The 21,704-nt window shown below is 68.9% G+C and carries 22 protein-coding genes; 10 read left to right on the top strand and 12 right to left on the bottom strand.

Annotated elements, in window-relative coordinates:
- The first annotated feature begins 138 nt into the window (after nucleotides 1-138).
- Both L978_RS03410 and L978_RS03405 read left to right on the top strand, forming a co-directional pair.
- Nucleotides 139-1,209, top strand: coding sequence for a LacI family DNA-binding transcriptional regulator (locus L978_RS03410; RefSeq protein ID WP_081996904.1), 1,071 nt, complete (start codon nucleotides 139-141; stop codon nucleotides 1,207-1,209).
- Nucleotides 1,206-2,315: a glycerate kinase gene (locus L978_RS03405; protein WP_047520285.1), complete on the top strand. Its 1,110-nt coding sequence runs from the start codon at nucleotides 1,206-1,208 to the stop codon at nucleotides 2,313-2,315. Before L978_RS03410 ends, L978_RS03405 begins: the two co-directional genes overlap by 4 nt.
- A 17-nt stretch (nucleotides 2,316-2,332) precedes the next feature.
- Here L978_RS03405 and pgm read toward each other — a convergent pair whose 3' ends face one another.
- Entirely contained in the window at nucleotides 2,333-3,976 is a 1,644-nt protein-coding gene (pgm, locus tag L978_RS03400; RefSeq protein WP_047520284.1) for a phosphoglucomutase (alpha-D-glucose-1,6-bisphosphate-dependent), read from the bottom strand.
- Nucleotides 3,977-4,021: 45 nt separating this feature from the next.
- Here pgm and pheA point away from each other — a divergent pair, with 45 nt between their 5' ends.
- A complete protein-coding gene (gene pheA / locus L978_RS03395) occupies nucleotides 4,022-5,005 on the top strand; it encodes a prephenate dehydratase (protein ID WP_052193296.1) in 984 nt (327 codons plus the stop codon).
- Between the two features lie 101 nt (nucleotides 5,006-5,106).
- Here pheA and L978_RS03390 read toward each other — a convergent pair whose 3' ends face one another.
- From L978_RS03390 to L978_RS03380, 3 genes are all read right to left on the bottom strand, one after another.
- Nucleotides 5,107-5,316 carry a hypothetical protein gene (locus L978_RS03390; protein WP_047520283.1) on the bottom strand — a complete coding sequence of 70 codons (210 nt, stop codon included), beginning with the start codon at nucleotides 5,314-5,316 and terminating at the stop codon, nucleotides 5,107-5,109.
- A 151-nt stretch (nucleotides 5,317-5,467) separates the two neighbouring features.
- On the bottom strand, nucleotides 5,468-6,388 hold the full coding sequence (locus L978_RS03385; RefSeq protein ID WP_047520282.1) for an endonuclease domain-containing protein: 921 nt from the start codon (nucleotides 6,386-6,388) through the stop codon (nucleotides 5,468-5,470).
- A gap of 174 nt (nucleotides 6,389-6,562) precedes the next feature.
- A complete protein-coding gene (locus L978_RS03380) occupies nucleotides 6,563-7,600 on the bottom strand; it encodes an LLM class flavin-dependent oxidoreductase (protein ID WP_047520281.1) in 1,038 nt (345 codons plus the stop codon).
- 54 nt (nucleotides 7,601-7,654) lie between these two features.
- On the opposite strand from L978_RS03380, the gene L978_RS03375 reads away from it, so the two are divergent.
- Nucleotides 7,655-9,385, top strand: coding sequence for a cation:proton antiporter (locus L978_RS03375; RefSeq protein ID WP_047520280.1), 1,731 nt, complete (start codon nucleotides 7,655-7,657; stop codon nucleotides 9,383-9,385).
- Nucleotides 9,386-9,448: 63 nt separating this feature from the next.
- Here L978_RS03375 and L978_RS03370 read toward each other — a convergent pair whose 3' ends face one another.
- From L978_RS03370 to L978_RS19105, 7 genes are all read right to left on the bottom strand, one after another.
- Nucleotides 9,449-10,888, bottom strand: a complete 1,440-nt coding sequence (locus tag L978_RS03370) for a dicarboxylate/amino acid:cation symporter (protein WP_047520278.1) — start codon at nucleotides 10,886-10,888, stop codon at nucleotides 9,449-9,451.
- 125 nt (nucleotides 10,889-11,013) lie between these two features.
- On the bottom strand, nucleotides 11,014-11,466 hold the full coding sequence (locus tag L978_RS03365; protein ID WP_047520276.1) for a TA system VapC family ribonuclease toxin: 453 nt from the start codon (nucleotides 11,464-11,466) through the stop codon (nucleotides 11,014-11,016).
- Nucleotides 11,463-11,708, bottom strand: a complete 246-nt coding sequence (locus L978_RS03360; protein WP_047520274.1) for a hypothetical protein — start codon at nucleotides 11,706-11,708, stop codon at nucleotides 11,463-11,465. The genes L978_RS03365 and L978_RS03360 overlap by 4 nt, the downstream gene beginning before the upstream one ends.
- A gap of 39 nt (nucleotides 11,709-11,747) precedes the next feature.
- A complete protein-coding gene (locus L978_RS03355) occupies nucleotides 11,748-11,984 on the bottom strand; it encodes a helix-turn-helix domain-containing protein (RefSeq protein WP_047520272.1) in 237 nt (78 codons plus the stop codon).
- Complete coding sequence (locus tag L978_RS03350; protein ID WP_047520270.1) at nucleotides 11,981-12,619, bottom strand: hypothetical protein; 639 nt, start codon at nucleotides 12,617-12,619, stop codon at nucleotides 11,981-11,983. The genes L978_RS03355 and L978_RS03350 overlap by 4 nt, the downstream gene beginning before the upstream one ends.
- Nucleotides 12,619-13,047 carry a hypothetical protein gene (locus L978_RS18215; protein ID WP_052193295.1) on the bottom strand — a complete coding sequence of 143 codons (429 nt, stop codon included), beginning with the start codon at nucleotides 13,045-13,047 and terminating at the stop codon, nucleotides 12,619-12,621. The genes L978_RS03350 and L978_RS18215 overlap by 1 nt, the downstream gene beginning before the upstream one ends.
- Nucleotides 13,044-13,241 carry a hypothetical protein gene (locus tag L978_RS19105; RefSeq protein WP_047520268.1) on the bottom strand — a complete coding sequence of 66 codons (198 nt, stop codon included), beginning with the start codon at nucleotides 13,239-13,241 and terminating at the stop codon, nucleotides 13,044-13,046. The genes L978_RS18215 and L978_RS19105 overlap by 4 nt, the downstream gene beginning before the upstream one ends.
- Before the next feature lie 176 nt (nucleotides 13,242-13,417).
- Here L978_RS19105 and L978_RS03335 point away from each other — a divergent pair, with 176 nt between their 5' ends.
- The 4 genes from L978_RS03335 (at nucleotide 13,418) to L978_RS03320 (ending at nucleotide 18,090) form a co-directional block, all read left to right on the top strand.
- Nucleotides 13,418-15,949, top strand: coding sequence for an ATP-dependent Clp protease ATP-binding subunit (locus tag L978_RS03335; protein ID WP_047520266.1), 2,532 nt, complete (start codon nucleotides 13,418-13,420; stop codon nucleotides 15,947-15,949).
- A 176-nt stretch (nucleotides 15,950-16,125) separates the two neighbouring features.
- A complete protein-coding gene (locus L978_RS03330) occupies nucleotides 16,126-16,626 on the top strand; it encodes an amino-acid N-acetyltransferase (RefSeq protein ID WP_047520264.1) in 501 nt (166 codons plus the stop codon).
- A gap of 70 nt (nucleotides 16,627-16,696) precedes the next feature.
- Nucleotides 16,697-17,341 carry a hypothetical protein gene (locus L978_RS03325; protein ID WP_047520262.1) on the top strand — a complete coding sequence of 215 codons (645 nt, stop codon included), beginning with the start codon at nucleotides 16,697-16,699 and terminating at the stop codon, nucleotides 17,339-17,341.
- Nucleotides 17,342-17,679: 338 nt separating this feature from the next.
- Nucleotides 17,680-18,090, top strand: coding sequence for a hypothetical protein (locus tag L978_RS03320; RefSeq protein ID WP_047520260.1), 411 nt, complete (start codon nucleotides 17,680-17,682; stop codon nucleotides 18,088-18,090).
- Nucleotides 18,091-18,147: 57 nt separating this feature from the next.
- On the opposite strand, the gene radA is transcribed toward L978_RS03320, so the two are convergent.
- Nucleotides 18,148-19,515 carry a DNA repair protein RadA gene (gene radA, locus L978_RS03315; protein ID WP_047520255.1) on the bottom strand — a complete coding sequence of 456 codons (1,368 nt, stop codon included), beginning with the start codon at nucleotides 19,513-19,515 and terminating at the stop codon, nucleotides 18,148-18,150.
- A 101-nt stretch (nucleotides 19,516-19,616) separates the two neighbouring features.
- Between radA and L978_RS03310 the strand changes: the two genes are divergently transcribed.
- Nucleotides 19,617-20,291: a helix-turn-helix domain-containing protein gene (locus L978_RS03310; protein ID WP_047520253.1), complete on the top strand. Its 675-nt coding sequence runs from the start codon at nucleotides 19,617-19,619 to the stop codon at nucleotides 20,289-20,291.
- The gene (locus tag L978_RS03305) at nucleotides 20,278-21,693 is read left to right on the top strand and encodes a cytochrome ubiquinol oxidase subunit I (protein WP_047520251.1); all 1,416 of its coding nucleotides are present in this window, start codon (nucleotides 20,278-20,280) and stop codon (nucleotides 21,691-21,693) included. Before L978_RS03310 ends, L978_RS03305 begins: the two co-directional genes overlap by 14 nt.
- The last annotated feature ends 11 nt before the right edge of the window (nucleotides 21,694-21,704 follow it).

Genomic DNA, 21,704 nt, shown 5'->3' with positions numbered 1-21,704 from the left:
TGCAGGGCGCACGGGCGGCTTTCCGTCCGACATCCATGCATCGGCCCGACATCCGTGCAGGGGGCGTCGGTGCGTCGGCGGGCCACCCGTGACCCCCGAGGTCGGCGCGGTACCGGGCGGGGAAGTAGGATCTGGGGCATGACAGAGCCCGCATCGTCGGCGGAGCGGCCGGCGCCGACCAGGGCCCAGCGTCACACGCGGGGACCCGCACCCACCCTGCACGACGTGGCTCGCGAGGCCGGTGTATCGCTTGCGACCGCCTCCCGTGTGCTCAACGGATCGGAGCGCAAGGTCGCCGAGTCGTTCCGTGAGCGTGTCGAAGCGGCGGCCGCGGAACTGGGCTACACCGCGAACGTCTCCGCCCAGGCGACCGCGCGTGGCACCTCGCCGGTCATCGCCCTGCTCGTCGCCGACATCGCCGACCCCTACTTCGGTCTGATCGCCTCGGGGGTGGCGCGCGGTGCCGACGAGCACGGGCTCGTCGTCACGGTCGCCATCACCGACCGTGATCCGGCCCGGAAGGCGCGCATCGTCCGAGCTCTGCGGGGTCAGCGGCCGCGGGGCCTGATCCTCGCCGCCTCCGGCACGCAGGACCCGATCGAGGCCGATGTCGCCCACGACCTCGCCGAGTTCTCGCGTCTGGGCGGCAGGGTGGTCGCCTTCGGGCCGGGCTCCGGCGTGGAGCGGAGTATCGAGATCGACAACCGCTCCGGAGCCGAGGCGCTGGGTCGACGGATGGCCGAGCGGGGGTATCGCTCGGCGATCGCGCTCGGTGCCGCCGAGGGCGTGTGGACCTCGGATGATCGTCTGGCCGGGTTCCGCGCCGGGTTCGAGGCTTCAGGAGGAGCTGTCGTGCGCACGCTGCGTGGCGGCTTCCTCCGTGAATCAGGCGCGGAGAGTATGGCCGCGGCGCTCGCCGATGGTGTGCCCACCGGCACCCTGGTCTTCGCGATCACCGATGTCGTCGCGATCGGCGCGATGTCCGCGATCCGCGACGCCGGTCGGGAGATCGGCGCCGACATCGCGGTCTGCGGCTTCGACGACGTGCCCGCGAGCAGCGACGTCTCCCCGGCATTGACGACGGTGCGTGTGCCGCTGAGCGAAGTCGGCTACCAGGCCTTCCGTGCGACGGTGGATGCGGACTGGGAGCAGGCGCCGCTGCCGCTCGACGTGGTCGTGCGCGCCAGCACCCCGGGAGTCCCGCGGTGACCCGGGTCGTGCTGGCCCCGGACAGCTTCAAAGGCACGATCACGGCAGCCGATGCCGCGGCGGCGCTCGCCGAAGGATGGGCGTCCGTCGACCCCGCGGCGGAGTTCGTCCACCGGCCCATGGCGGACGGCGGCGAGGGCACCGTGTCGGCGTTCGAGGCCGCGGTCCCGGGGGCCGTGCGGATGCCGGTCACGGTCGACGGGCCTGCGGGGCACCGGATCGATACCGCCTGGCTGCTGCTTCCCCCGACCGAGGATGCCCCCGCGGGGACGGCTGTCGTCGACCTCGGCTCGACATCGGGCATCGAGTTGCTGACGGAGCTGCGCCCCTGGGACGCCGACACCGCCGGGTTCGGGCAGGCCATGGCCGCGGCCCTCGATCACGGGGTCTCGCGCCTCGTCGTCGGGATCGGCTCGAGCGCATCGACCGACGGCGGCACCGGCATGCTGTCGGCACTGGGGGCGCGGTTCCTCGATGCCGCGGGCGCTCTTGTCGCTCCGGGCGCACGGGGACTCGGAGACATCGCCGCGGTCGACCTCTCCGGACTGCGCCCGGCTCCGGAGGTACGCGTGCTCACCGACGTGACGAACCCGCTCGTCGGTCCGCGCGGGGCCGCCGCGGTGTTCGGCCCGCAGAAGGGACTGCGCACCCCCGACGACATCGTCGTCGTCGACGACGGGCTGCGCCGGCTCGCCGCACTGCTCGGCGTCGATCCGGACGGCGCGGGCAACGGCGCGGCCGGAGGGACCGGTGCCGCCCTGGTGGTGTGGGGCGGAGTCCTCGCTCCCGGCGCATCCGAGGTCGCGGAACTCATCGGGTTGGCCGAGGCGATCGCCGATGCCGATGCGGTCATCACCGGGGAGGGGTCCTACGACGGGCAGTCCGGCGACGGCAAGGTGCCCTCCTACCTCGCGGGTCTCGCCGCTGAGGCCGGGACGCGCGCGATGGTCGCGGCCGGTCGCATCACCGAGGATGCGGATACCGCGCTGTTCGCGGCATCCGCCTCACTCACCGAGCTGGCTGGCTCGTCCGACGCGGCCCTCGCCGAACCGGCGCGCTGGCTGCGCGAGGCCGGCGCCGTGCTGGCCCGTTCCGCCGCAGCCTGAGACGTCGCCCGCGTGGGTCAGCCGCCGAGTGCGGCCGACACGACAGCGCGTGCCTCCGCCTGGACCTCCGCGAGGTGTTCGGGGCCGCGCAGGCTCTCGGCGTAGAGCTTGTAGACGTCTTCCGTGCCGGACGGGCGCGCCGCGAACCAGGCGTGCTCCGTCTGCACCTTGAGACCTCCGATCGCCGCACCGTTGCCGGGCGCGTGTGAGAGCTTCGCCGTGACCTCCTCGCCGGCGAGGGTGGTGGCCGTCACCGACTCGGGGGCGAGCTTTCCGAGCGTCGCCTTCTGTTCCGGTGTCGCGGGGGCGTCGACCCGCTGGTAGGCCGAGGCGCCGAACGCCTCCTCCAGCTCGGCGTACCGCTCCGAGGGCGTCTTGCCCGTGACGGCGATGATCTCGGCGGCCAGCAGGCACAGCAGGATGCCGTCCTTGTCGGTCGACCACACGGAGCCGTCCTTGCGGAGGAAGGACGCTCCGGCCGACTCCTCGCCGCCGAACGCGACCGAGCCGTCGAGGAGCCCGGGGACGAACCACTTGAACCCGACCGGGACTTCCAGCAGGCGGCGACCGAGCGATTCGGCGACGCGGTCGATGATCATCGACGACACGAGCGTCTTCCCGATCGCGGCATCGCGGGGCCAGTCCTGCCGATGCGAGAACAGGTAGTCGATCGCGACGGCCAGGTAGTGGTTCGGGTTCATCAGCCCGGCGTCCGGGGTGACGATGCCGTGCCGGTCGGCATCCGCGTCGTTCCCGGTCAGCACGTCGTAGTCGCCCTTCTTCGCGACCAGCGACGCCATGGCCGAGGGCGACGACGGATCCATCCGGATCTTCTCGTCCCAGTCCAGGGTCATGAAGCGCCAGGTCGGGTCGACCTCGGGGTTCACCACGTCCAGGTCGAGGTCGTGCATCTCGGCGATGAGTGCCCAGTACTCCACGGACGCTCCGCCCAGAGGGTCGGCGCCGATGCGCACCCCGGCCGTGCGGATCGCGTCGAGGTCGATGATGGACGGCAGATCCCGCACATACTCCTCGCGGAAGTCGTAGCCGGTGAGGGCATCCCAGTCGATGTCGGCGAAGCGCTCGAGCTTCACTCCCTCGAGCCCCGCGGCGATCAGGGCGTTCGCGCGGTCGGCGATCCATCCGGTGGCGTCGGTGTCGGCGGGTCCTCCGTGCGGCGGGTTGTACTTGAAGCCGCCGTCGCGGGGTGGGTTGTGCGACGGGGTCACGACGATGCCGTCCGCGCGACCGGGGTCGTCGGCAGCGCGTCCACGGTTGTAGGTCAGGATCGCGTGGCTGAGCGCGGGGGTCGGCACCCACGAGTCGCGGGCATCGACCCGCACGTCCACACCGTTCGCGAGCAGCACCTCGATGGCGCTGCGCTCGGCGGGCAGGGAGAGCGCGTGTGTGTCCCGACCGAGGAACAGCGGACCCGTGATGCCCTGGGCTGCGCGGTAGTCCACGATCGCCTGCGTCGTGGCGAGGATGTGGTTCTCGTTGAAGCTGTTCGACAGGGAGGAACCGCGATGGCCGCTGGTCCCGAAGACGACCCGCTCGGCCGCGACCTCGGGGTTCGGTGTGCGGTCGTAGTAGGCGGCGATCAGTTCGTCGACGTCGATCAGGTCACTTTCCTCCGCAGGGAGGCCGGCACGGCTGGTCATCCTCTCAGTCTGCCCCCTGATCGGCGGGATCGCACCCGAGAAGTCATGCGTATCTCCGTCGTCGCGCCGAGGGCTAAGGTGAAACCCGTGACTGAACGCCGCACCTACAGCTATCTCGGCCCTGCCGGAACCTTCACGGAGGCGGCGCTCGATCAGGTGGCGGAGGCTCGCGGCCAGACCTGGCGCCCCGTGCACAACGTGGGTGAGGCGCTGGCCGACGTGCTCGAGGGCCGCAGCGATGCCGCCATGATCGCGATCGAGAACTCCATCGAGGGCGGTGTCTCCACCACGCAGGATGCGCTGGCGACCCTGCCGGGCCTGCGCATCATCGGTGAGTACCTGGTGCGGGTGAACTTCGTGCTCGTCGCCCCGCGTGGCACGACGCTCGATCAGGTCGAGGTGATCGCGGCGCACCCCGTCGCCTATGCGCAGTGTCATGGCTGGCTCGGTGAGCATCTGCCCTCGCACTCGCACGTGCCGGCCTCGAGCAACGTGGCGTCGGCGATCGGCGTCCTCGACGGCACCCTCGCCGCGCAGGCGGCCATCGCGGCCCCGGGCATCGTGAGCCACTACGACGTCGACGTGCTCGCGGAGGGCATCGGCGACAATGCGCAGGCGGTGACCCGCTTCGTGCTGGTCACCCGGACGACCCGTTCCCCCGAGCCGACCGGCGCCGACAAGACCTCCCTGATCGTCGAGCTCCCGCACGATCACCCCGGGTCGCTCCTCGAGATGCTGGAGCAGTTCTCGACCCGCGGGATCAACCTCTCGCTCATCGAGTCGCGGCCGATCGGCGACGAACTCGGTCGCTACCGGTTCGTGATCGACGCGGACGGACACATCGAGCACGAGCGCATGGCCGACGCGCTGCTCGGCATCCGGCGCTTCAGCCCGCGCGTGGTGTTCCTCGGCTCCTACCCGCGTGCGGATCGCCAGATCGTGCAGTACCCCGACCGCTACTCGGACGACGTGTTCGTCGAGGCGCGCGACTGGCTGCGCGGCATCCTCTCCGGCGAGCCCGAGGTCTGACCCCCGCACCCCCGCACCAGTGAGGCTGTTGCGGGATCGAAAACGCGCCTCCGGGACGTCACGGAGGCGCGTTTTTCATCCCGCACGAGCGGGACTCGGGGTCAATGCTCCTGGAAGCGCGGCCAGTCGCTGCCGGGAGCCATGCGCGCGTGCAGGGCACCCTTCGCGGAAGCGAGGCTGGGATAGGTACTGGCTTCGGCATCCGCTTCCGCCATCGTGACGTGGTATCCGTCGTCGTCGTGCCGGATGCTGCCGACCACTCCGTTGCGTCCGTAAGCGACCCAGAGTGCGAGCGTCTTGGTGGTGCTCATCCTCGGACCCCCTTTCTGCCGTCGAGGGTACGCCGATCTGTGTGTTGTCGACACCCCTTGACGGGATCCGCGGCGCGGTTGCGGGATCGATAACGCACCTCCGCTGGCCGGGCGAGGAGCGTTTCTGATCCCGCACCGGGGGACGCAGGTGTCAGCGCGAGGAAATCGCCCGGCGGATGAGGGAGACGAGGGCGGCGCCGCCGTCGCGCAGGTCGAGCTCGGTGACGCGGATCACGATCCATCCGGCGGCTTCGAGGTCGCGCTGTCGACGGATGTCGGTGCGCCACTGCTCGCGGCTCGTGCGGTGTCCGTCCCCTTCGTACTCGATCGCGATGCGCCACTGCGGATAGGCGAGGTCGACGCGGGCGATCGCCCGTCCGGCGGCCCGGACGACGTGCTGGATCTCCGGCTCGGGAAGCCCTGCGTCGACCAGCAGCATCCTGGTCTCGGTCTCCTTCGGTGACTCGACTCCTCCGCGCACTCGGGGGAGAGCCCTGCGGATGCGCCCGCACCCGGGGAAGCGCCCCCACTCGAGGAGGCGCTGTTCGATCCTCTCGACGTCCACCGAAGGTCTGCCCTCGTGGAGGCCGGGGTAGTTGTCGGCCGCGGTGATCAGGGCTTCGAGGGCGACGGTCATCGGCACACGGGTCAGCTCCGCGGCGCAGAGGAAGAGCGCAGCCACGGGGTCGACCACCGGTGCCCTTCCGATCTCCCAGGAGTGTGCTCGCCCCGACGCGATGCGACGACCGCGGATGCCGCCGGTGCGCGGGGGAGAGTGGCCCGTGTCCACTGCGATGTCCAAGGGTTCGGCCGTCGTCCAGCGAACCGGGAAGGGGATTCCCCAGAGCCGCAGCGCCGTCCGTCCGGCGAAACGCTGGCCCGGTCGCAACCGCGGCACGTAGCACTCCACGTGCTCGACGAAGCTGGCGGGCGCCTCCGCAGCGCGGACACCTGCATACGGCCGGATGAGATCGCGCGCGGAGTGCCGCTTGCGCCCGACTCCGGACGCTTCGGCATCGCGGACGGAGAAGTGCGCGCCGAGCTCGGCGGGGAGGGGGATCCGGTGTCGCATCCGCCCATGGTCGCTCGCGAGCTTCCGCTCCGTCCCGACCTCCAGCCTCGCGCTCCGGCATCTGTGGACAACTGTCGCCTGTGGAGAGCGCCCGCTCCGGCTGCGGGATGAAAAACGCGCCTCCGGGTGCCCGGGAAGGCGCGTTTTCGATCCCGCAACCGAGTGGGGGACGGGTCAGGCGGCGGCGATGAGTTCCAGGGACTGGGCTCGGCCGAGGGGGGAGTCCTTCGGCTCGGACTCGTACGCACCGGCGACCGGGGACAGCATGACCTCGTCGACACCGTGGCGCTCGGCGAAGCCGCGGACCTCTGCGGCCACACTCTCTCCGGTGCCGACGAACCAGCGGGAGCGGGCGGCCTGGACGACCTCATCCGTGGTGGCGTCCGTCTCCGCGGCGAGTGCCTCCTCGACGGTCTCGAGCGCTCCCAGGGGCTGGTTCAGCCGCAGCCGTGCCATCATCCGCAGTTGCGGGAGCGCACGAGCTTCCGCTTCCTCCGAGGTGGGCGCGGCGACCGCGTTCACCGTGAGGAAGGTTCGGGGCTCCGGGTGCTCCTCGCTCGGGCGGTAGCCCGTGCGGTACAGGTCGAGCGCGCGCTCGAGGCCCTGTCCCGAGAAGTGGTTCGCGAAGACGTAGGGGAGTCCGTGGGAGGCCGCGAGCTGGGCGGAGTAGTCGCTCGATCCGAGCAGCCACACCTCGGGGCACCCGGTCGCCGCCGGGGTCGCGCGCACGGTGTACTCGCCGCCCGAGGTGAACCGCACGGTGGCGCCGTCGCCCGAGAGGAGCGCGGCGATGTCCTGGACGTGACGGGGGAACTGCTCGACGTCACTCGTGGTGCCGGAGCCGCGGAGCAATTGCGTGATCACGGGGTCGCTGCCGGGGGCGCGACCGAGGCCGAGGTCGATGCGTCCCGGGGCGATGGCCTCGAGCGCTGCGAACTGCTCAGCCACGATGAGGGGCGCGTGGTTGGGCAGCATCACACCACCGGATCCGAGTCGCAGGCGCGTCGTGCGCGTCGCCGCAGCGGCGATCAGCACCGGGGGTGTGGTGGACGCGACGGCCGGCATGTTGTGGTGCTCGGCGAACCAGTAGCGGCGGTAGCCGAGGCGGTCGGCGGTCTCGGCGAGGGACAGGGAGGAGGCGATGGCCTCGGCGCTCGTCTGGCCGGTGCGCACCGGGACGAGATCGAGGACGGAGAGAGCTGTAGCGGACATCCTCTCCTGCAACGTCTCGCGGGGTGGCGTCATTCCCCCCGGTAGCGTTGCCGTATGGAAGCAGGCATCTTCTACGTCCTCGTCGGGTCCGTCGCCGTGGCCGCGTTCGCGCGTTGGAGAGGATGGCCCGCGCCGTTGCTCGTGACCGTCGTGGCGCTCGCTGCGTCGTTCCTGCCGTTCGTGCCCGATCTGGACATCGACGGACACCTGCTGCTCAGCCTGGTGCTGCCGCCGCTGCTGTACTCGGCCGCGCTCGACGTCTCGTTCGTCGGCTTCCGGCGCAGCCTGCCGCAGATCCGCCGACTCGGGATCTGGCTCGTGCTGCTCACCGCCGTCGCCGTGGGATTCGTGGCGTGGTGGCTCCTGCCCTCGCTCACCCTCCCCGGCGCGCTGCTGCTCGGTGCGATCGTGGCTCCGCCGGATGCGGTTTCGGCCGCGGCGATCGGCCGTCGCCTCGGACTGCCCCGGCGCATCATGACCGTGCTCTCCGGGGAGAGCCTGATCAACGACGCGACCTCGCTCACGCTGTACCGGGTGTTCGCGGCGATCCTCGCGGGCGCCACCGTCTCGGTCTGGGGCGGCATCTGGCAGTTCCTCCTGGCGGTCGGCGTCGGCGTCGGCGTGGGCCTGGTGTTCGGAATCGTCCTGCACCAGCTGCGCACCCGCATCAGCGACCCGGTGGTGATCGGGACGTTCGGGCTCCTGGCCCCGTTCGGTGCCTACGCGATCGCCGAGCACCTGCTCGGATCCGGTGTGCTCGCGGTCGTCGCGATGGGGCTCTACGTCGGCTACAACTCGCCGCGCACCGACTACACCACTCGGCAGCAGGAGAAGCCGCTGTGGCTCTCGGCCGACCTGCTGCTGGAGAGCTTCGTGTTCGCATACATCGGCCTGCAGTTCCCGCGTGTGCTCAACGACCTGGGCAGCGAGTCGGTCGGGCGGATCCTGCTCCTGTCGGGAGCGGTGCTGCTGTTGGTGCTGATCGTGCGGCCGCTTTACATCTATCCGACCAGCGCGTGGGCGAACTTCCAGGATCGCCGACGGCTCGAACGCTGGGATCGCGGCGTCGAGACCGAGCAGTTCGAGAAACGACACAAGAAGTCCCGTCGATGGGGGGACTACTCCACCGACGAGTTGCGCAGCCATATCGTGCGCGAGCGGATGGCGGGGCTGCAGCTCAACTGGAAGGACAGCGCCGTCATCTCCTGGGCAGGGATGCGCGGTGTGGTGACCCTCGCGATCGCGGTCGCCGCCGCCGACCTCGCGACCCTCGACACCGAGGCGTCGCATGCCATCGTCGTCGTGGCTTTCATCGTGACCGTCGGCACGTTGCTGATCCAGGGACTCACGTTGCCGCTGCTGATCCGTGGTCTCGGCATCGCGAGCGACGTCGACGAGGAAGAGGACCAGGAGGCGCTCTCCGCCGTCCGGGAGAAGAGTCGCGAGGCCGGCACGGCCTACCTCGCGAAGAAGCGCGTCGAGTGGGAGGCGAAGTACGGCGAGGTCGACCTCGGGGTCTTCGACGCGTTCACCAAGCGGATGACCCGGGTCGAGAAGGACACGGACGAGGTGCAGAGAGTGGAGGATGCCGCGAGCCGGCCCTCGTATGAGGACCTCGTCGCCCTGACGAAGGGCTGGTTGCAGGTGCGGCGCGAGATACTCCTCGCCGAGCGGGATGCGGGCAATCTCGACGAGGAGGTCATGCGCGAGCTGATCGCCGCGATGGATGCCGAGGAGCTCGCGCTCGACACCCGCGGTGCCACGCGTCCGCAGAGCCGCGCCTGAGTGCGGACGACGGAGCGCCCCGTCCCGGAAGGGGACGGGGCGCTCCGTGAGGCGGAACCGCGGTCAGCGGGCGCCGATCGGCTCCCTGTCGGAGGAGGTGTCCGCTTCCGGCGCACCCTCGTCATCTCCCCAGTCGTCTCCGGAGTCGTCGGCGAAGGGGAGTCCCTCGCGGGGAGCGTTGTAGAGCTCCTCGTTCAGGATGCCTTCGCGCTTGGCGACGATCGTCGGGATCAGTGCCTGGCCGGCGACGTTGACCGCGGTGCGGCCCATGTCGAGGATCGGGTCGATCGCGAGCAGGAGCCCGACGCCCTCGAGCGGCAGGCCGAGGGTCGACAGTGTCAGGGTGAGCATCACGACGGCGCCCGTGGTGCCGGCGGTGGCTGCCGAGCCGACGACCGAGACGATCACGATCAGCAGGTACTGAACGAAGTTCAGCTCGATGCCGAAGAACTGGGCGACGAAGATCGCGGCGATGGCGGGATAGATTGCCGCGCAGCCGTCCATCTTCGTGGTCGCGCCGAGCGGGACGGCGAACGACGCGTAGGAGCGGGGCACGCCGAGGTTGCGCTCGGTGACGCGCTCGGTGAGGGGCAGCGTGCCGATCGACGAGCGGCTGACGAAGGCGAGCTGCACGGCCGGCCAGACACCGGAGAAGTACTGCTTGATCGACAGGCCGTGCGTGCGTACCAGGGCCGGATAGACGACGAAGAGCACCAGCGCGAGGCCGATGTAGACCGCAGCGGCGAACCAGCCGAGGGAGGCCAGCTTCTCCCAGCCGTACTTGATCACGGCCGAGCCGATGAGGCCGAAGGTGCCGATCGGGGCGATGCGGATGATCCACCACAGCACGCGCTGGATGACCTTCAGCAGCGACTCGGTGAAGATGAGGAACGGCTCGGCCTTCTTGCCGGCCTTGAGAGCGGCGATGCCGATGACGGCCGCCACCACGATGACCTGCAGGATGTTGAAGCCGACGTTCGACGAGAAGGTGCCCTCGACGGCACCGGGCGAGGTGCTGACGGTGAGGCCGAGGAAGTTCTGCGGGATCAGGCCGAGGAGGAAGTTCCACCAGGTGCCGACCGTGTACGGGTCGCCGGGCTCGAGGCCGTCACCGGCGCGGTTGCCGGGCTGGATCACGAGGCCGAGGACGATACCGATGATGACGGCGATGAAGGCGGTGATCGCGAACCAGAGGATCGTCTGACCGGCCAGGCGGGCGGCGTTCTGCACGCGGCGCAGGTTCGAGATGCTGGCGACGATCGCTGTGAAGATCAGCGGGACGACGGCGGCACGCAGCAGCGTGACGTACGAGCTGCCGATCGTGTCGAGGGTCGCGGACAAGCCGGTCGGGTTCTCGGCGGTGGCGCCGAGTTGGCGGCCGATCAGACCGGCGGCGATGCCGAGGACGAGGGCGGCGAGGATCTGGAAGCCGAACGACGTCAGCAGCTTCCGGACCGGTCCGCGGGTGTCAGGCGCCTTCTGCGCGCGTGCGGTGGTGCTCATGGGGTGGGGACTCCAGGATCGCGGTGCGCCGGGTGCGCGCCATGAGGCTCAACGCTAGGACTCCCTGGGAATTCCCTGGGTGGATATGACGAAGGATGACATGGTTCCTCCCGATGATCGTCGGCTCAGCGGGGACCGTCGGCACGCGCGTCCGTCGCCGGATCGAACCACCTGAGGTCGGGGAACCGGCCGAATCCGCGGTCACGCGTGGCGAGGCGTGCACCGTTCGCCAGAGTCAACGCGGCGATGTACGCGTCGGGGACGAGGTTCCCTCGGATGCCCTGGTCGACCGCGGTGAGAGTTTCGAGCCGGTTCCAGGACGGTGCCCCGGCCGTGAGCCAGTGGGTGCGCGGAGCGGCGACGAGACTGCGGGCGAAGGCCATCGCCGCGTCGATCGGTGCGGGCACGGTGGTGATCCGGGGGTGGGTGACGATGCGGACGAATCCGCTGAGGATCGTGTCGGAGACGCCGATCGCTTCGCGGGTCAGGGTCTCGTTGAGCCAGGGTGCGTAGGTCTGATGCTCTGCGGAGTCGGCGCGGAATGCGTAGACGAGGATGTTGACGTCGGGAACGATCATCGGGTCGAGGTCTCTTCCAGTGCGTCCCACAGAGCGTCACGGTCGTCGATGTTGACGAGGAACCGTGATGTGCGCGGGTCGCCGAAGGTCGGCAGGGGCTCGCTGGGTGCAGGGGATGGACGCTTCGCCAGGTGCTCGCGGAGGGCCTCTTCGATGAAGCTCGTGAAGGTCAGGCCCTCTGCGGCTGCGCGTGCCTTGGCTTCGGTCGCGAGTGCCGCGGAGAGATTCAACGTGGTGCGCATACAGATAAGCATACGCGCGTGCGCAGACATCTGCTCGGCTCAGCGGGAGGTGAGCACCAGCAGGTCGCCGACCTCGCAGTCGAGCGCGTCGCAGATCGCCCGCAGGGTCGAGTAGCGGATGGCGCGGGCGCGGTCGTTCTTGAGCACCGACAGGTTCACGATGCTCACCCCGACGGTGGCACTGAGCTCGGTGAGCGTCATGCCTCTCTCTGCGAGCAGCTCGTCGAGCCGGCAGTGGATGCCGGTGAACTCGTCGTCGCTCTCCGCCGGGCTCACACCAGGCCCTCCGTCTCCTTCTGGAGCGCCGCCTTCTCTTGTTGGAGACGGATGCCGCGGCGGAACGCGACGGCGATCAGGCCGACCGTCACCCCGGTGGCGAAGATCGGCGCGATGGTCCAGAACTCGATCGGATGCACGGGCTCTCCGTCGCCGATGCCGAGCGCGGTGGTCACGCCGTTGCGTCCCATCGTCTCGAGCATGACGATCAGTATGGGGGCGGCGACGAGTGTCCAGCCGATCACGTCGAAGGCACGTGCGTTTCCGCGAACGAAGAAGCGTCCGCGGAGGAAGTTCCAGGCGACCAGCGTCACTGACGCGATGATCAGGACAGCTGCGAGAGTCCACAGAGCGATGGCGGCGATGATGGCGGTGACCGACACCACGTTCACATCGGTCGCGAAGACCATCGCATCCTGCGCGATCCCCTCGATGGAGAGGGCGCCGGAGTCGGTCGTCGCGGAGATCGGCTGCTCGTCGATCGGGATCGACCACGCGATTCCGGAGTCGCGGAAAGTGCTGCCGATGCGGAGCACCGTGGCGATGACAACCGTGATGAGCGCCGCGGCGGCGTAGAGGATCACGGTGATGGCATCTGCCGTTTCGGAGCGGGTGGGGGTGGCGGTGCTGAGCATCAGACGAGTCCTTCCGTGTCGCGCTGGAGGCGCCGGCCGATCTCGAAGACACCGGCGATGAGGGCGAGGGCGAACGCCCAGCCGACCGGGGCGAGGTCGAACTGCACCAGCAGGGTCCACAGCACGTCTTCGACGCCCGGATCGGCGGCGGCCAAGTCTTGGACGATCATCGCCCGTCCGATCCCGCCGGCGAGCTGCCCGAGGAGGGCCCCGGCGAGCATCAGACAGGCGGCGAGGCCGAAGATCCACCCGAGCGACGCACGGAAAGGTCGCGAGCGGATGAGGGACACCCCCAGCCACCAGACGCCCGCGCACAGTGCCATCGTGGCGAGTGCCGGGAGTGCGACCTCGAGGAGCAGCATCCAGCGGGCGCCGGTGGTCATCGTCGAGAACGTGACGAGGGCGGAGTCGACCGTTGCCGCGCTCACACCGGAGACGTCATCAGTGCGGTCAGGTCGACGTCGTGGACCGGCATGAGCACCGCAGGCGCCGCGCCGAACATCTCGAACGCGGCGGAGGCGACCGCGAAGATCGCGCCGATCCCGACACTCACGGCGCCGGTGGCGATGAGTCCGAGGGCGATCCCGTCGGCGAGTGAGGGGCGTCCTTGTCTGGTGAGCATCGCTGTCTCCTTGACGTTGGTTGTTATCGACATTCGTTAACATAACGACTGTCGATAACTCGGTCAACCCCCGGTATGCCCACGGCGAACACGGGCATACGTGCCCGATGTGGTGGTTACTCTCGATGTACAAGCGCTTCACGCGTCTTCGCCCCGTGCGAATAAGGAGTCACAGCATGTTCGAGAGATTCACGGACCGAGCCCGTCGAGTGGTCGTCCTCGCCCAAGAAGAGGCGAAGATGCTCAACCACAACTACATCGGGACCGAGCACATCCTGCTCGGCCTCATCCACGAGGGTGAAGGCGTCGCCGCCAAGGCCCTCGAGAGCCTCGGCATCTCCCTCGACGCCGTGCGCGAGCAGGTGCAGGACATCATCGGCCAGGGTCAGCAGCAGCCGACCGGGCACATCCCGTTCACCCCTCGTGCCAAGAAGGTGCTCGAGCTCAGCCTCCGCGAGGCCCTGCAGCTCGGCCACAACTACATCGGCACGGAGCACATCCTGCTCGGTCTCATCCGCGAGGGCGAGGGCGTCGCCGCTCAGGTGCTCGTCAAGCTCGGTGCCGACCTCAACAAGGTCCGCCAGCAGGTCATCCAGCTGCTCTCCGGTGCCCCCGGGCGCGAGCCGGCCTCCGTCGGCGCGCAGACGAACGACTCGCCGGCCGGTGCCCAGGGCGGCTCCGCCGTGCTCGACCAGTTCGGACGCAACCTCACGCAGGCCGCACGCGACAACAAGCTCGACCCGGTCATCGGGCGCGAGAAGGAGGCGGAGCGGGTCATGCAGATCCTCTCCCGGCGCTCCAAGAACAACCCCGTCCTGATCGGTGAGCCCGGCGTCGGCAAGACCGCCGTCGTCGAGGGCCTGGCCCAGGCGATCGTCAAGGGCGATGTGCCCGAGACGCTGAAGGACAAGCAGCTCTACTCGCTCGACCTCGGCTCGCTCATCGCCGGTTCCCGCTACCGCGGTGACTTCGAGGAGCGCCTGAAGAAGGTCACCAAGGAGATCCGCACGCGCGGCGACATCATCGTCTTCATCGACGAGATCCACACCCTCGTGGGTGCGGGTGCCGCCGAAGGGGCGATCGACGCGGCCAGCATCCTGAAGCCGCTCCTCGCGCGTGGCGAGCTGCAGACGATCGGTGCCACGACGCTCGACGAGTACCGCAAGCACTTCGAGAAGGACGCCGCGCTCGAGCGCCGCTTCCAGCCGGTGCAGGTCAACGAGCCGACGCTGCCGCACGCGATCAACATCCTCAAGGGGCTGCGCGACCGCTACGAGGCGCACCACAAGGTGCAGATCACCGACGGCGCCATCGTGGCCGCGGCGAACCTCGCCGACCGCTACGTCTCCGACCGCTTCCTTCCGGACAAGGCCATCGACCTGATCGACGAGGCCGGCGCACGCCTGCGTCTGTCGATCCTGTCGAGCCCGCCCGAGCTGCGGGAGTTCGACGAGAAGATCGCCGCCGTGCGCGAGCAGAAGGAGATCGCCTCCGAGGAGCAGGACTTCGAGAAGGCCGCCTCCCTGCGCGATGAGGAGAAGAGCCTTCTCGCCGAGCGTCTCCGCCTCGAGAAGCAGTGGCGTGCAGGCGACGTCGCGACCTCCGCGGTCGTCGACGAGGGCCTGATCGCCGAGGTGCTCGCTCAGGCCACCGGCATCCCCGTCTTCAAGCTCACGGAGGAGGAGTCCAGCCGACTCGTCTTCATGGAGAAGGCCCTGCACCAGCGCGTCATCGGTCAGGAGGAGGCGATCGCCGCTCTCTCCAAGACGATCCGTCGTCAGCGTGCCGGCCTCAAGGACCCGAAGCGTCCTTCGGGCTCGTTCATCTTCGCCGGCCCCACGGGCGTCGGAAAGACCGAGCTCGCCAAGGCCCTCGCCGAGTTCCTGTTCGACGACGAGGCCGCGCTGATCTCCCTCGACATGAGCGAGTTCGGTGAGAAGCACACCGTCTCGCGTCTGTTCGGTGCCCCTCCCGGGTTCGTCGGATTCGAAGAGGGCGGCCAGCTCACCGAGAAGGTGCGGCGCAAGCCGTTCAGCGTGGTGCTCTTCGATGAGATCGAGAAGGCCCACCCCGACATCTTCAACTCGCTGCTGCAGATCCTCGAAGAGGGTCGGCTCACCGACGGTCAGGGTCGGATCGTGGACTTCAAGAACACGGTCATCATCATGACCACCAACCTCGGTGCCCGTGACATCGCAGGCGGCCCCGTCGGCTTCCAGATCGAGGGCAACGACTCGACCAGCTACGACCGGATGAAGGGCAAGGTGAACGAAGAGCTCAAGCGGCACTTCAAGCCCGAGTTCCTGAACCGTGTCGACGACATCATCGTGTTCCCGCAGCTCTCGAAGGAGGAGCTGGTGCAGATCGTGGATCTGTTCACCAAGCGCCTCGGCGAGCGTCTGCTGGACCGCGACATGACGATCGAGCTGTCGCAGGCCGCCAAGGAGCGGCTGATCGAGATCGGCTTCGACCCGGCGCTCGGCGCCCGACCGCTGCGTCGCGCGATGCAGCACGAGGTCGAGGACCGTCTGTCCGAGAAGATCCTCCACGGCGAGCTCAACTCGGGTGACCACGTGAAGGTTGATGCCAAGGACGGGCAGTTCCTGTTCGAGCACGGCCCGCGCGGCGAGAAGGTCGCGGTCGGCGTCAACACCGGTGGCGGTGCGATCGCCGGCACTCCCGACCTGGCGGTCGCCAGCGGCGAGTAAGTCAGACAGGACCACGAGGGGCGGATGCTGCGGCATCCGCCCCTTTCCTGTGTCCCGGTCCCTCCTGCGAAAACCCAGACGGGATGCGATCGCCCGGGCGCGTCATGCTCACGACGCGCCGCACCGCGAGCGAACCGTCTGGGTTTTCGCAGGGGCATGGGTCATAGGCTTGTGCCGTGAGCGAGTACATCGTCCGGCCGGCGCGCAGCGCCGACGTCATCGGCATCCGCAACCTCCTGCAGCCCCTCGTGGAGCAGCGCATCCTGCTCGGCAAGGACCTCGCGGTGCTCTACGGATCCGTGCAGGAGTTCGTCGTGGCGGAGGCGGACGGGGTGCTGATCGGCTGCGGTGCGCTGCACGTGATCTGGGAGGATCTGGGCGAGGTGCGCACCCTGCTCGTGCGCGACGACTGGCTGCACCACGGAGTCGGTCGGGCCATCGTCGACCGGCTGGAGGAGACGGCGCGGATGCTCGGGCTCTCCCGCCTGTTCTGCCTCACCTTCGAGGTCGAGTTCTTCAGCCGTCGCGGTTTCACGCCCATCGGGGAGCAGGTCGTCGACCCCGACGTCTACTCCCAACTGCTGCGCAGCGGTGATGCCGGTGTCGAGGAGTTCCTCGACCTCGCCCACGTCAAGCCCAACACGCTCGGCAACACACGCATGCTCAAAGTGCTCTGAGGCGCCTCCTGCTCGACGACCGTCCGTCGGCCTCCCCGGTTGCGCAGGTGCGATCGCTTAGCCTGGAGATATGCCCCGTCGTTCCGCCGCCGTCTACCGCCGTCGGCGACTGGTCGTCATCGGCGGGCTCGTCCTGCTCCTCGCGGCCATCGGTGTCGGGGTGTGGCTGCTGATCGCGAAGCCGTGGGCTTCCGCCGAGACCGGTCCGAAGCCGTCGGCGTCCTCCTCGGAGACCTCCACGCCCTCACCTTCGCCCGGGACGGCGTCTCCTTCTCCGGATCCGTCGGCCTCGCAGACACCCGCGATCGTCGCCTGTGAGGCGAAGGATGTCGAAGTCGCCGCGGTGGCCGATGCGGAGACCTATGCCGCCGGAGTCCTGCCGAAGCTCTCGATCTCGTTGACCAACAAGGGCACGAAGGACTGCACGATCGACGTCGGATCGACGACGCAGGTGTTCACGGTCTCCAGCGGTTCGGATGTGTGGTGGCGCTCGACCGACTGCCAGAAGGACCCGAGCAGCATGATCGCGACGCTCACCGCCGGGACGACCGTCACGAGCAAGGATCCGGTGACATGGGATCGGACGCGTTCGAGCGTCGAGACCTGCGACCAGGAGAATCGTCAGCGCGCGCCCGGTGGGGGAGCCTCGTACCATGTCGAGGTGTCGATCGGCGGGTTCACGAGCCCCAGCACGGTGCAGATCCTGCTGTACTAGCGGCCTCCGTCTTCGAAGCGACCTCGACGGGAAGCATTCGAAATGCGTCGTCATCTGCCTTGTGGGGTGCGAATCACGGCGATGTGCGCATCGTTCGCCGCATCATGCTGACAGGTGCTCATCTTTGGGATACCATTGAGATGACTCTCCGCATCATGCGGCACAAGCCATCCCCAGTGGCGTCGAACTACAGCGTCCCCAGCGCTTCGACATCGCCGCTCGAGAGTCCGAGGGCCCTCTCGAGTACCCCAGTCCCCAATGTGGGACTCGAGAGGGCCCCAATCGTCTCCGCGGTCGATTTCGCGCGCCGCGCCCTCCTCCGTGAATAAGCTGGAGACATGGCAGCGAAGAAGTCGAAGACCTCGAAGAAGAAGCCCGCACCCGAGGACTTCCGCTCGGATGCCCTGGCTCAGGCTCTCGAGAAGCAGGATGTCGCTGCGGTCGCCCTCGCTCTGCGCCACGGCACCACGGTCGTGCCGCTGATCACCCCGGGCGCGCGCGACAACCCGCTCGACAGCGGGGAGGTGTGGACGTACCGCGACCCGAAGACGGGTGATCTGGCCCTGCTGCTGTTCAGCGATGCGAAGAACAAGCCGGCCAACCTGCCGCCCGGCGTCGGGATCTACACCGCGGACTGGCTGCGCAAGTTCCTCTCCGCGCACCCGATCACGACGGTGTTCCTGGACATCGCCGGCCCGCACCCGATGCAGGCCGATCCCGCCGAGCTGCTCAAGGCGCTCGACGCCTGAGACGGTCTGCGGCAGGCGCCGCGGCTCCCGGGCGGACCAGAACGGCTCCCGGGCGGATCAGAACGGCGGGATGTCGCGGTCGGATCGGCGTGAGGTGTTGCGCGCCCGCACATCGCCGAGCGCGGCACGGAGGGTCTTCGAACGGTCGTCGACGACCTGTTCGTATCCGAGTCGCGCCGCCTCAGACCGCCGCTGCGCGGCCTGGGTCACCGGACGGATCTCGCCCGCGAGGCTGAGCTCACCGACCGCTGCGACGGTGCGCGGCACCGCGATCTGCTGGATGGAGCCGGCGACGGCGATCGCGATGGCGAGATCGGCCGCGGGCTCGGTGAAGCGCACGCCTCCGACGGTCGACACATAGACGTCGAGAGTCCCGGTGGGGATGCCGGCGCGGCGTTCGAGGATCGCCAGCACCATCGCCACGCGCGAGGAGTCGAGGCCGTGCACGATGCGGCGCGGGTTCGGAGCGTTGCTGGGCACGGTGAGGGCCTGCACCTCGACAGGGAGCGCGCGGCGCCCCTCGAGCGAGATGGCGACGCAGGTTCCGGGTTCGGTCGCGCCCTGAGAGAGGAAGAGCCCCGAGGGATCGGGAACCTCGGCGATGCCGTCGCCCGTCATCTCGAAGCAGCCGACCTCGTCGGTCGGACCGAAGCGGTTCTTGAGGGCGCGGATGAAGCGCAGCGACGTCTGCCGATCCCCTTCGAAGTGGCAGACGACGTCGACCAGATGTTCGAGGACCCGGGGGCCGGCGACCTGGCCGTCTTTCGTGACGTGACCGACGATGATGATCGGCAGATCGCGGTCCTTCGCCACGCGGATCAGCGTCGCGGCGACCTCGCGGACCTGGCTCGGCTGACCGGCCGCACCGTCGATCAGCGACGAGGAGACGGTCTGCACGGAGTCGACGATCACCAGCTGCGGCTTCACCTCGTCGATGTGCCCCAGGATGGTCGCCAGGTCGGTCTCGCTCGCCAGGTACAGTTCGTCGTGCAACGCTCCGGTGCGCTCGGCGCGCAGGCGGACCTGCCCCGGAGATTCCTCGGCGCTCGCATACAGGACCCGTCGCCCGCCGCGGGCGGCTTGGGCGGCCACCTCCAGCAGCAGCGTGGACTTGCCCACACCGGGCTCTCCGCTGAGCAGGATCGCGGCGCCGGGGACCACGCCACCGCCGAGCACGCGGTCGAACTCCCCGACCCCGCTCGAGCGCCGCGGTGCGTCCTGCGTCGTGATCTGCGTGATCGGTCGTGCCGTCCGCTCGGCGCTCGGTGCGACCGGACCCACGCGGCGGAGGATGCCGGTCTGCGCCGCCTGTTCCTGCACCGTGCCCCACTGCTGGCACTCCCCGCAGCGTCCGACCCACTTCGCGGTCGTCCAGCCGCATTCCGTGCAGACGTAGGCAGGAGGAGCGGGTTTTCGGGTGGCCATGCTCTCAGGCTATCGGCGGGATCGGACATCCCTATCGGCCAGGTGTTTATTCACGGCCCGTACCTCTGGGTAAACCCGCGATCTCACGGAATACTGGTGACATGGCCAACGGCGGGCCCGTCTGCGGGCCGATCTCGAGCTACTCCCGGGTGCAGATCCTGCACTTGCTCTTCGAAGCGGGAAGTTCGCAGACCCGAGCCGCCGTATCGATCGCGGAGCTGTGCGAGGCGACCGGACTCCACGCGAACACGGTCCGTGAGCACCTGCAGCGCCTGATCGAAGGCGGATACGTGATCCCGACGATCGAGCACCGCACCACGCGGGGGCGTCCGCGCACGCTGTACAGCGCGGCCACCGGAGCCCCGGGCGCCTCCAGCCCGGTCGCGCGCGACAAGGCCAAGGCGGCTGCTCGTCGGGGCGACCTGATGCGCAGCATGCTGCCGGATTCCGCGCCCGATCTCGGCCGTGAAGCCACCTATCAGCTCGACGCGCTCGTGGAGCACCTGGAGGAGAGCGGCTTCGAGCCCGTGGTCGACGACCGCCGGCTCACGGTCGACCTCAGCCCGTGCCCGCACGCGGCGGGCCGTTCCGAAGACCGCCCGATGCTCTGCCGTGTGCACCTCGAGCTCATGCAGAGCGTGTTGAACGAGGCCGGTGGACCCCTCGAAGCCGAGTGCGTCCGCGATGCCGTCCTCGCATCGGACTGCACCGTCCAGCTGCGTGACAGCACGAGGCAGCGGCAGCACAGAACAGGAGTCGTGCATGGAATGGCTTGATCCGCTCGCGCTCGCCCGATGGCAATTCGGGTTGACCACGGTCTATCACTACCTCTTCGTCCCCCTGACGATCGGCATGGCGCTGGTCGCCGCGATCTTCCAGACCGCATGGGTGCGCACCGGCAAGGTCCAGTACCTGCACCTGACCCGCTTCTTCGGCAAGATCTTCCTCATCAACTTCGCGATGGGCGTCGTCACCGGCATCGTGCAGGAGTTCCAGTTCGGCATGAACTGGTCGGACTACTCCCGCTTCGTCGGCGACGTGTTCGGTGCTCCGCTCGCCTTCGAGGGCCTGCTGGCGTTCTTCTTCGAGGCGACCTTCATCGGTCTCTGGATCTTCGGCTGGGACAAGCTCCCGCAGAAGCTGCACCTGGCCACCATCTGGTGCGTGTCGATCGGCAGCATCCTGTCGGCGTACTTCATCATCGCGGCCAACGCGTTCATGCAGAACCCGGTCGGCTACACGTTCAACCCCGAGACCAACCGGGCCGAGCTCACCGACTTCTGGGCGCTGCTGACCAACCCGGTCGCGCTGGCCGCGTTCCCGCACACGATCTTCGGCGCGCTGATGTTCGCGGCCGGTGTCGTGATCTCGGTCTCCGCCTGGCACCTCGCTCGCGGACAGCACTTCGACACCATGCGCATCTCGCTGAAGTTCGGACTGTGGGCGATGATCGTCTCGACCGCGGGTGTCGTGCTCACGGGTGACCAGCTCGGCCTGGCGATGTACGCCGCGCAACCCATGAAGATGGCTGCGGCTGAAGCGACCTTCAACACGGTGTGCGGACCGGACGCGTCGTTCAGCCTGTTCACCCTCGGCACCCCGGACGGCAGTTCCGAACTGTTCTCGATCCGCGTCCCCTACCTGCTGTCCCTGCTGTCGACGCACACGCTCGACGCGTGCGTGCACGGCATCAACGACCTGAACGCCGAGTACGCCCAGACCTACGCCGCCACCGGTCTGACGGACTTCGCCCCGATCCTGTGGGTCACCTACTGGGCGTTCCGCTGGATGATCGGCCTGGGCATGGCCGCCGCGCTCGTGGCCGTTGCCGGCCTGTGGCTCACCCGCAAGGGCGCCAAGAAGCCCCCGGCGCCGTGGATGTGGAAGCTCGCGATCTGGTCGTTCCCGCTCGCGCTCGTCGCCAACATCATGGGATGGGTCTTCACGGAGATGGGCCGACAGCCCTGGATCGTGTTCGGGCTGATGACCACGCAGGACGGCGTCTCGCCGGGTGTCAGCGGGGTCGAGGTGCTGATATCGCTCATCGCGTTCACCGCGATCTACGCGGCCCTCGCCGTGGTCGAGGTCCGACTCATCGTCAAGGCCGCGCAGAAGGGCCCGGACACCGAAGAACAACCGCATGACGAGACGGCCCAGCTGCCGTCGGTCGTCTACTGAGGGGGAGGAGC

The organism is Microbacterium sp. ZOR0019 (assembly GCF_000800925.1).
GTDB lineage: Bacteria > Actinomycetota > Actinomycetes > Actinomycetales > Microbacteriaceae > Microbacterium > Microbacterium aurugineum.
Note: the sequence above shows the minus strand (reverse complement) of the source record. Positions and strands in the feature narration are given on the sequence as shown.

Bases quoted from the DNA above. Each gene is read 5' to 3' on its own strand.
- L978_RS19105 (WP_047520268.1), bottom strand. From the start codon at position 13,241: ATGCTCACCAGACAAGGACGCCCCTCACTCGCCGACGGGATCGCCCTC.
- L978_RS03335 (WP_047520266.1), top strand. From the start codon at position 13,418: ATGTTCGAGAGATTCACGGACCGAGCCCGTCGAGTGGTCGTCCTCGCC.
- L978_RS03320 (WP_047520260.1), top strand. From the start codon at position 17,680: ATGGCAGCGAAGAAGTCGAAGACCTCGAAGAAGAAGCCCGCACCCGAG.
- L978_RS03390 (WP_047520283.1), bottom strand. From the start codon at position 5,316: ATGAGCACCACCAAGACGCTCGCACTCTGGGTCGCTTACGGACGCAAC.
- L978_RS03365 (WP_047520276.1), bottom strand. From the start codon at position 11,466: ATGATCGTTCCCGACGTCAACATCCTCGTCTACGCATTCCGCGCCGAC.
- L978_RS03325 (WP_047520262.1), top strand. From the start codon at position 16,697: ATGCCCCGTCGTTCCGCCGCCGTCTACCGCCGTCGGCGACTGGTCGTC.
- L978_RS03310 (WP_047520253.1), top strand. From the start codon at position 19,617: ATGGCCAACGGCGGGCCCGTCTGCGGGCCGATCTCGAGCTACTCCCGG.
- radA (WP_047520255.1), bottom strand. From the start codon at position 19,515: ATGGCCACCCGAAAACCCGCTCCTCCTGCCTACGTCTGCACGGAATGC.
- L978_RS03410 (WP_081996904.1), top strand. From the start codon at position 139: ATGACAGAGCCCGCATCGTCGGCGGAGCGGCCGGCGCCGACCAGGGCC.
- L978_RS03385 (WP_047520282.1), bottom strand. From the start codon at position 6,388: ATGCGACACCGGATCCCCCTCCCCGCCGAGCTCGGCGCGCACTTCTCC.
- pgm (WP_047520284.1), bottom strand. From the start codon at position 3,976: ATGACCAGCCGTGCCGGCCTCCCTGCGGAGGAAAGTGACCTGATCGAC.
- L978_RS03375 (WP_047520280.1), top strand. From the start codon at position 7,655: ATGGAAGCAGGCATCTTCTACGTCCTCGTCGGGTCCGTCGCCGTGGCC.
- L978_RS03380 (WP_047520281.1), bottom strand. From the start codon at position 7,600: ATGTCCGCTACAGCTCTCTCCGTCCTCGATCTCGTCCCGGTGCGCACC.
- L978_RS03370 (WP_047520278.1), bottom strand. From the start codon at position 10,888: ATGAGCACCACCGCACGCGCGCAGAAGGCGCCTGACACCCGCGGACCG.
- pheA (WP_052193296.1), top strand. From the start codon at position 4,022: ATGCGTATCTCCGTCGTCGCGCCGAGGGCTAAGGTGAAACCCGTGACT.
- L978_RS03305 (WP_047520251.1), top strand. From the start codon at position 20,278: ATGGAATGGCTTGATCCGCTCGCGCTCGCCCGATGGCAATTCGGGTTG.
- L978_RS03360 (WP_047520274.1), bottom strand. From the start codon at position 11,708: ATGCGCACCACGTTGAATCTCTCCGCGGCACTCGCGACCGAAGCCAAG.
- L978_RS03350 (WP_047520270.1), bottom strand. From the start codon at position 12,619: ATGCTCAGCACCGCCACCCCCACCCGCTCCGAAACGGCAGATGCCATC.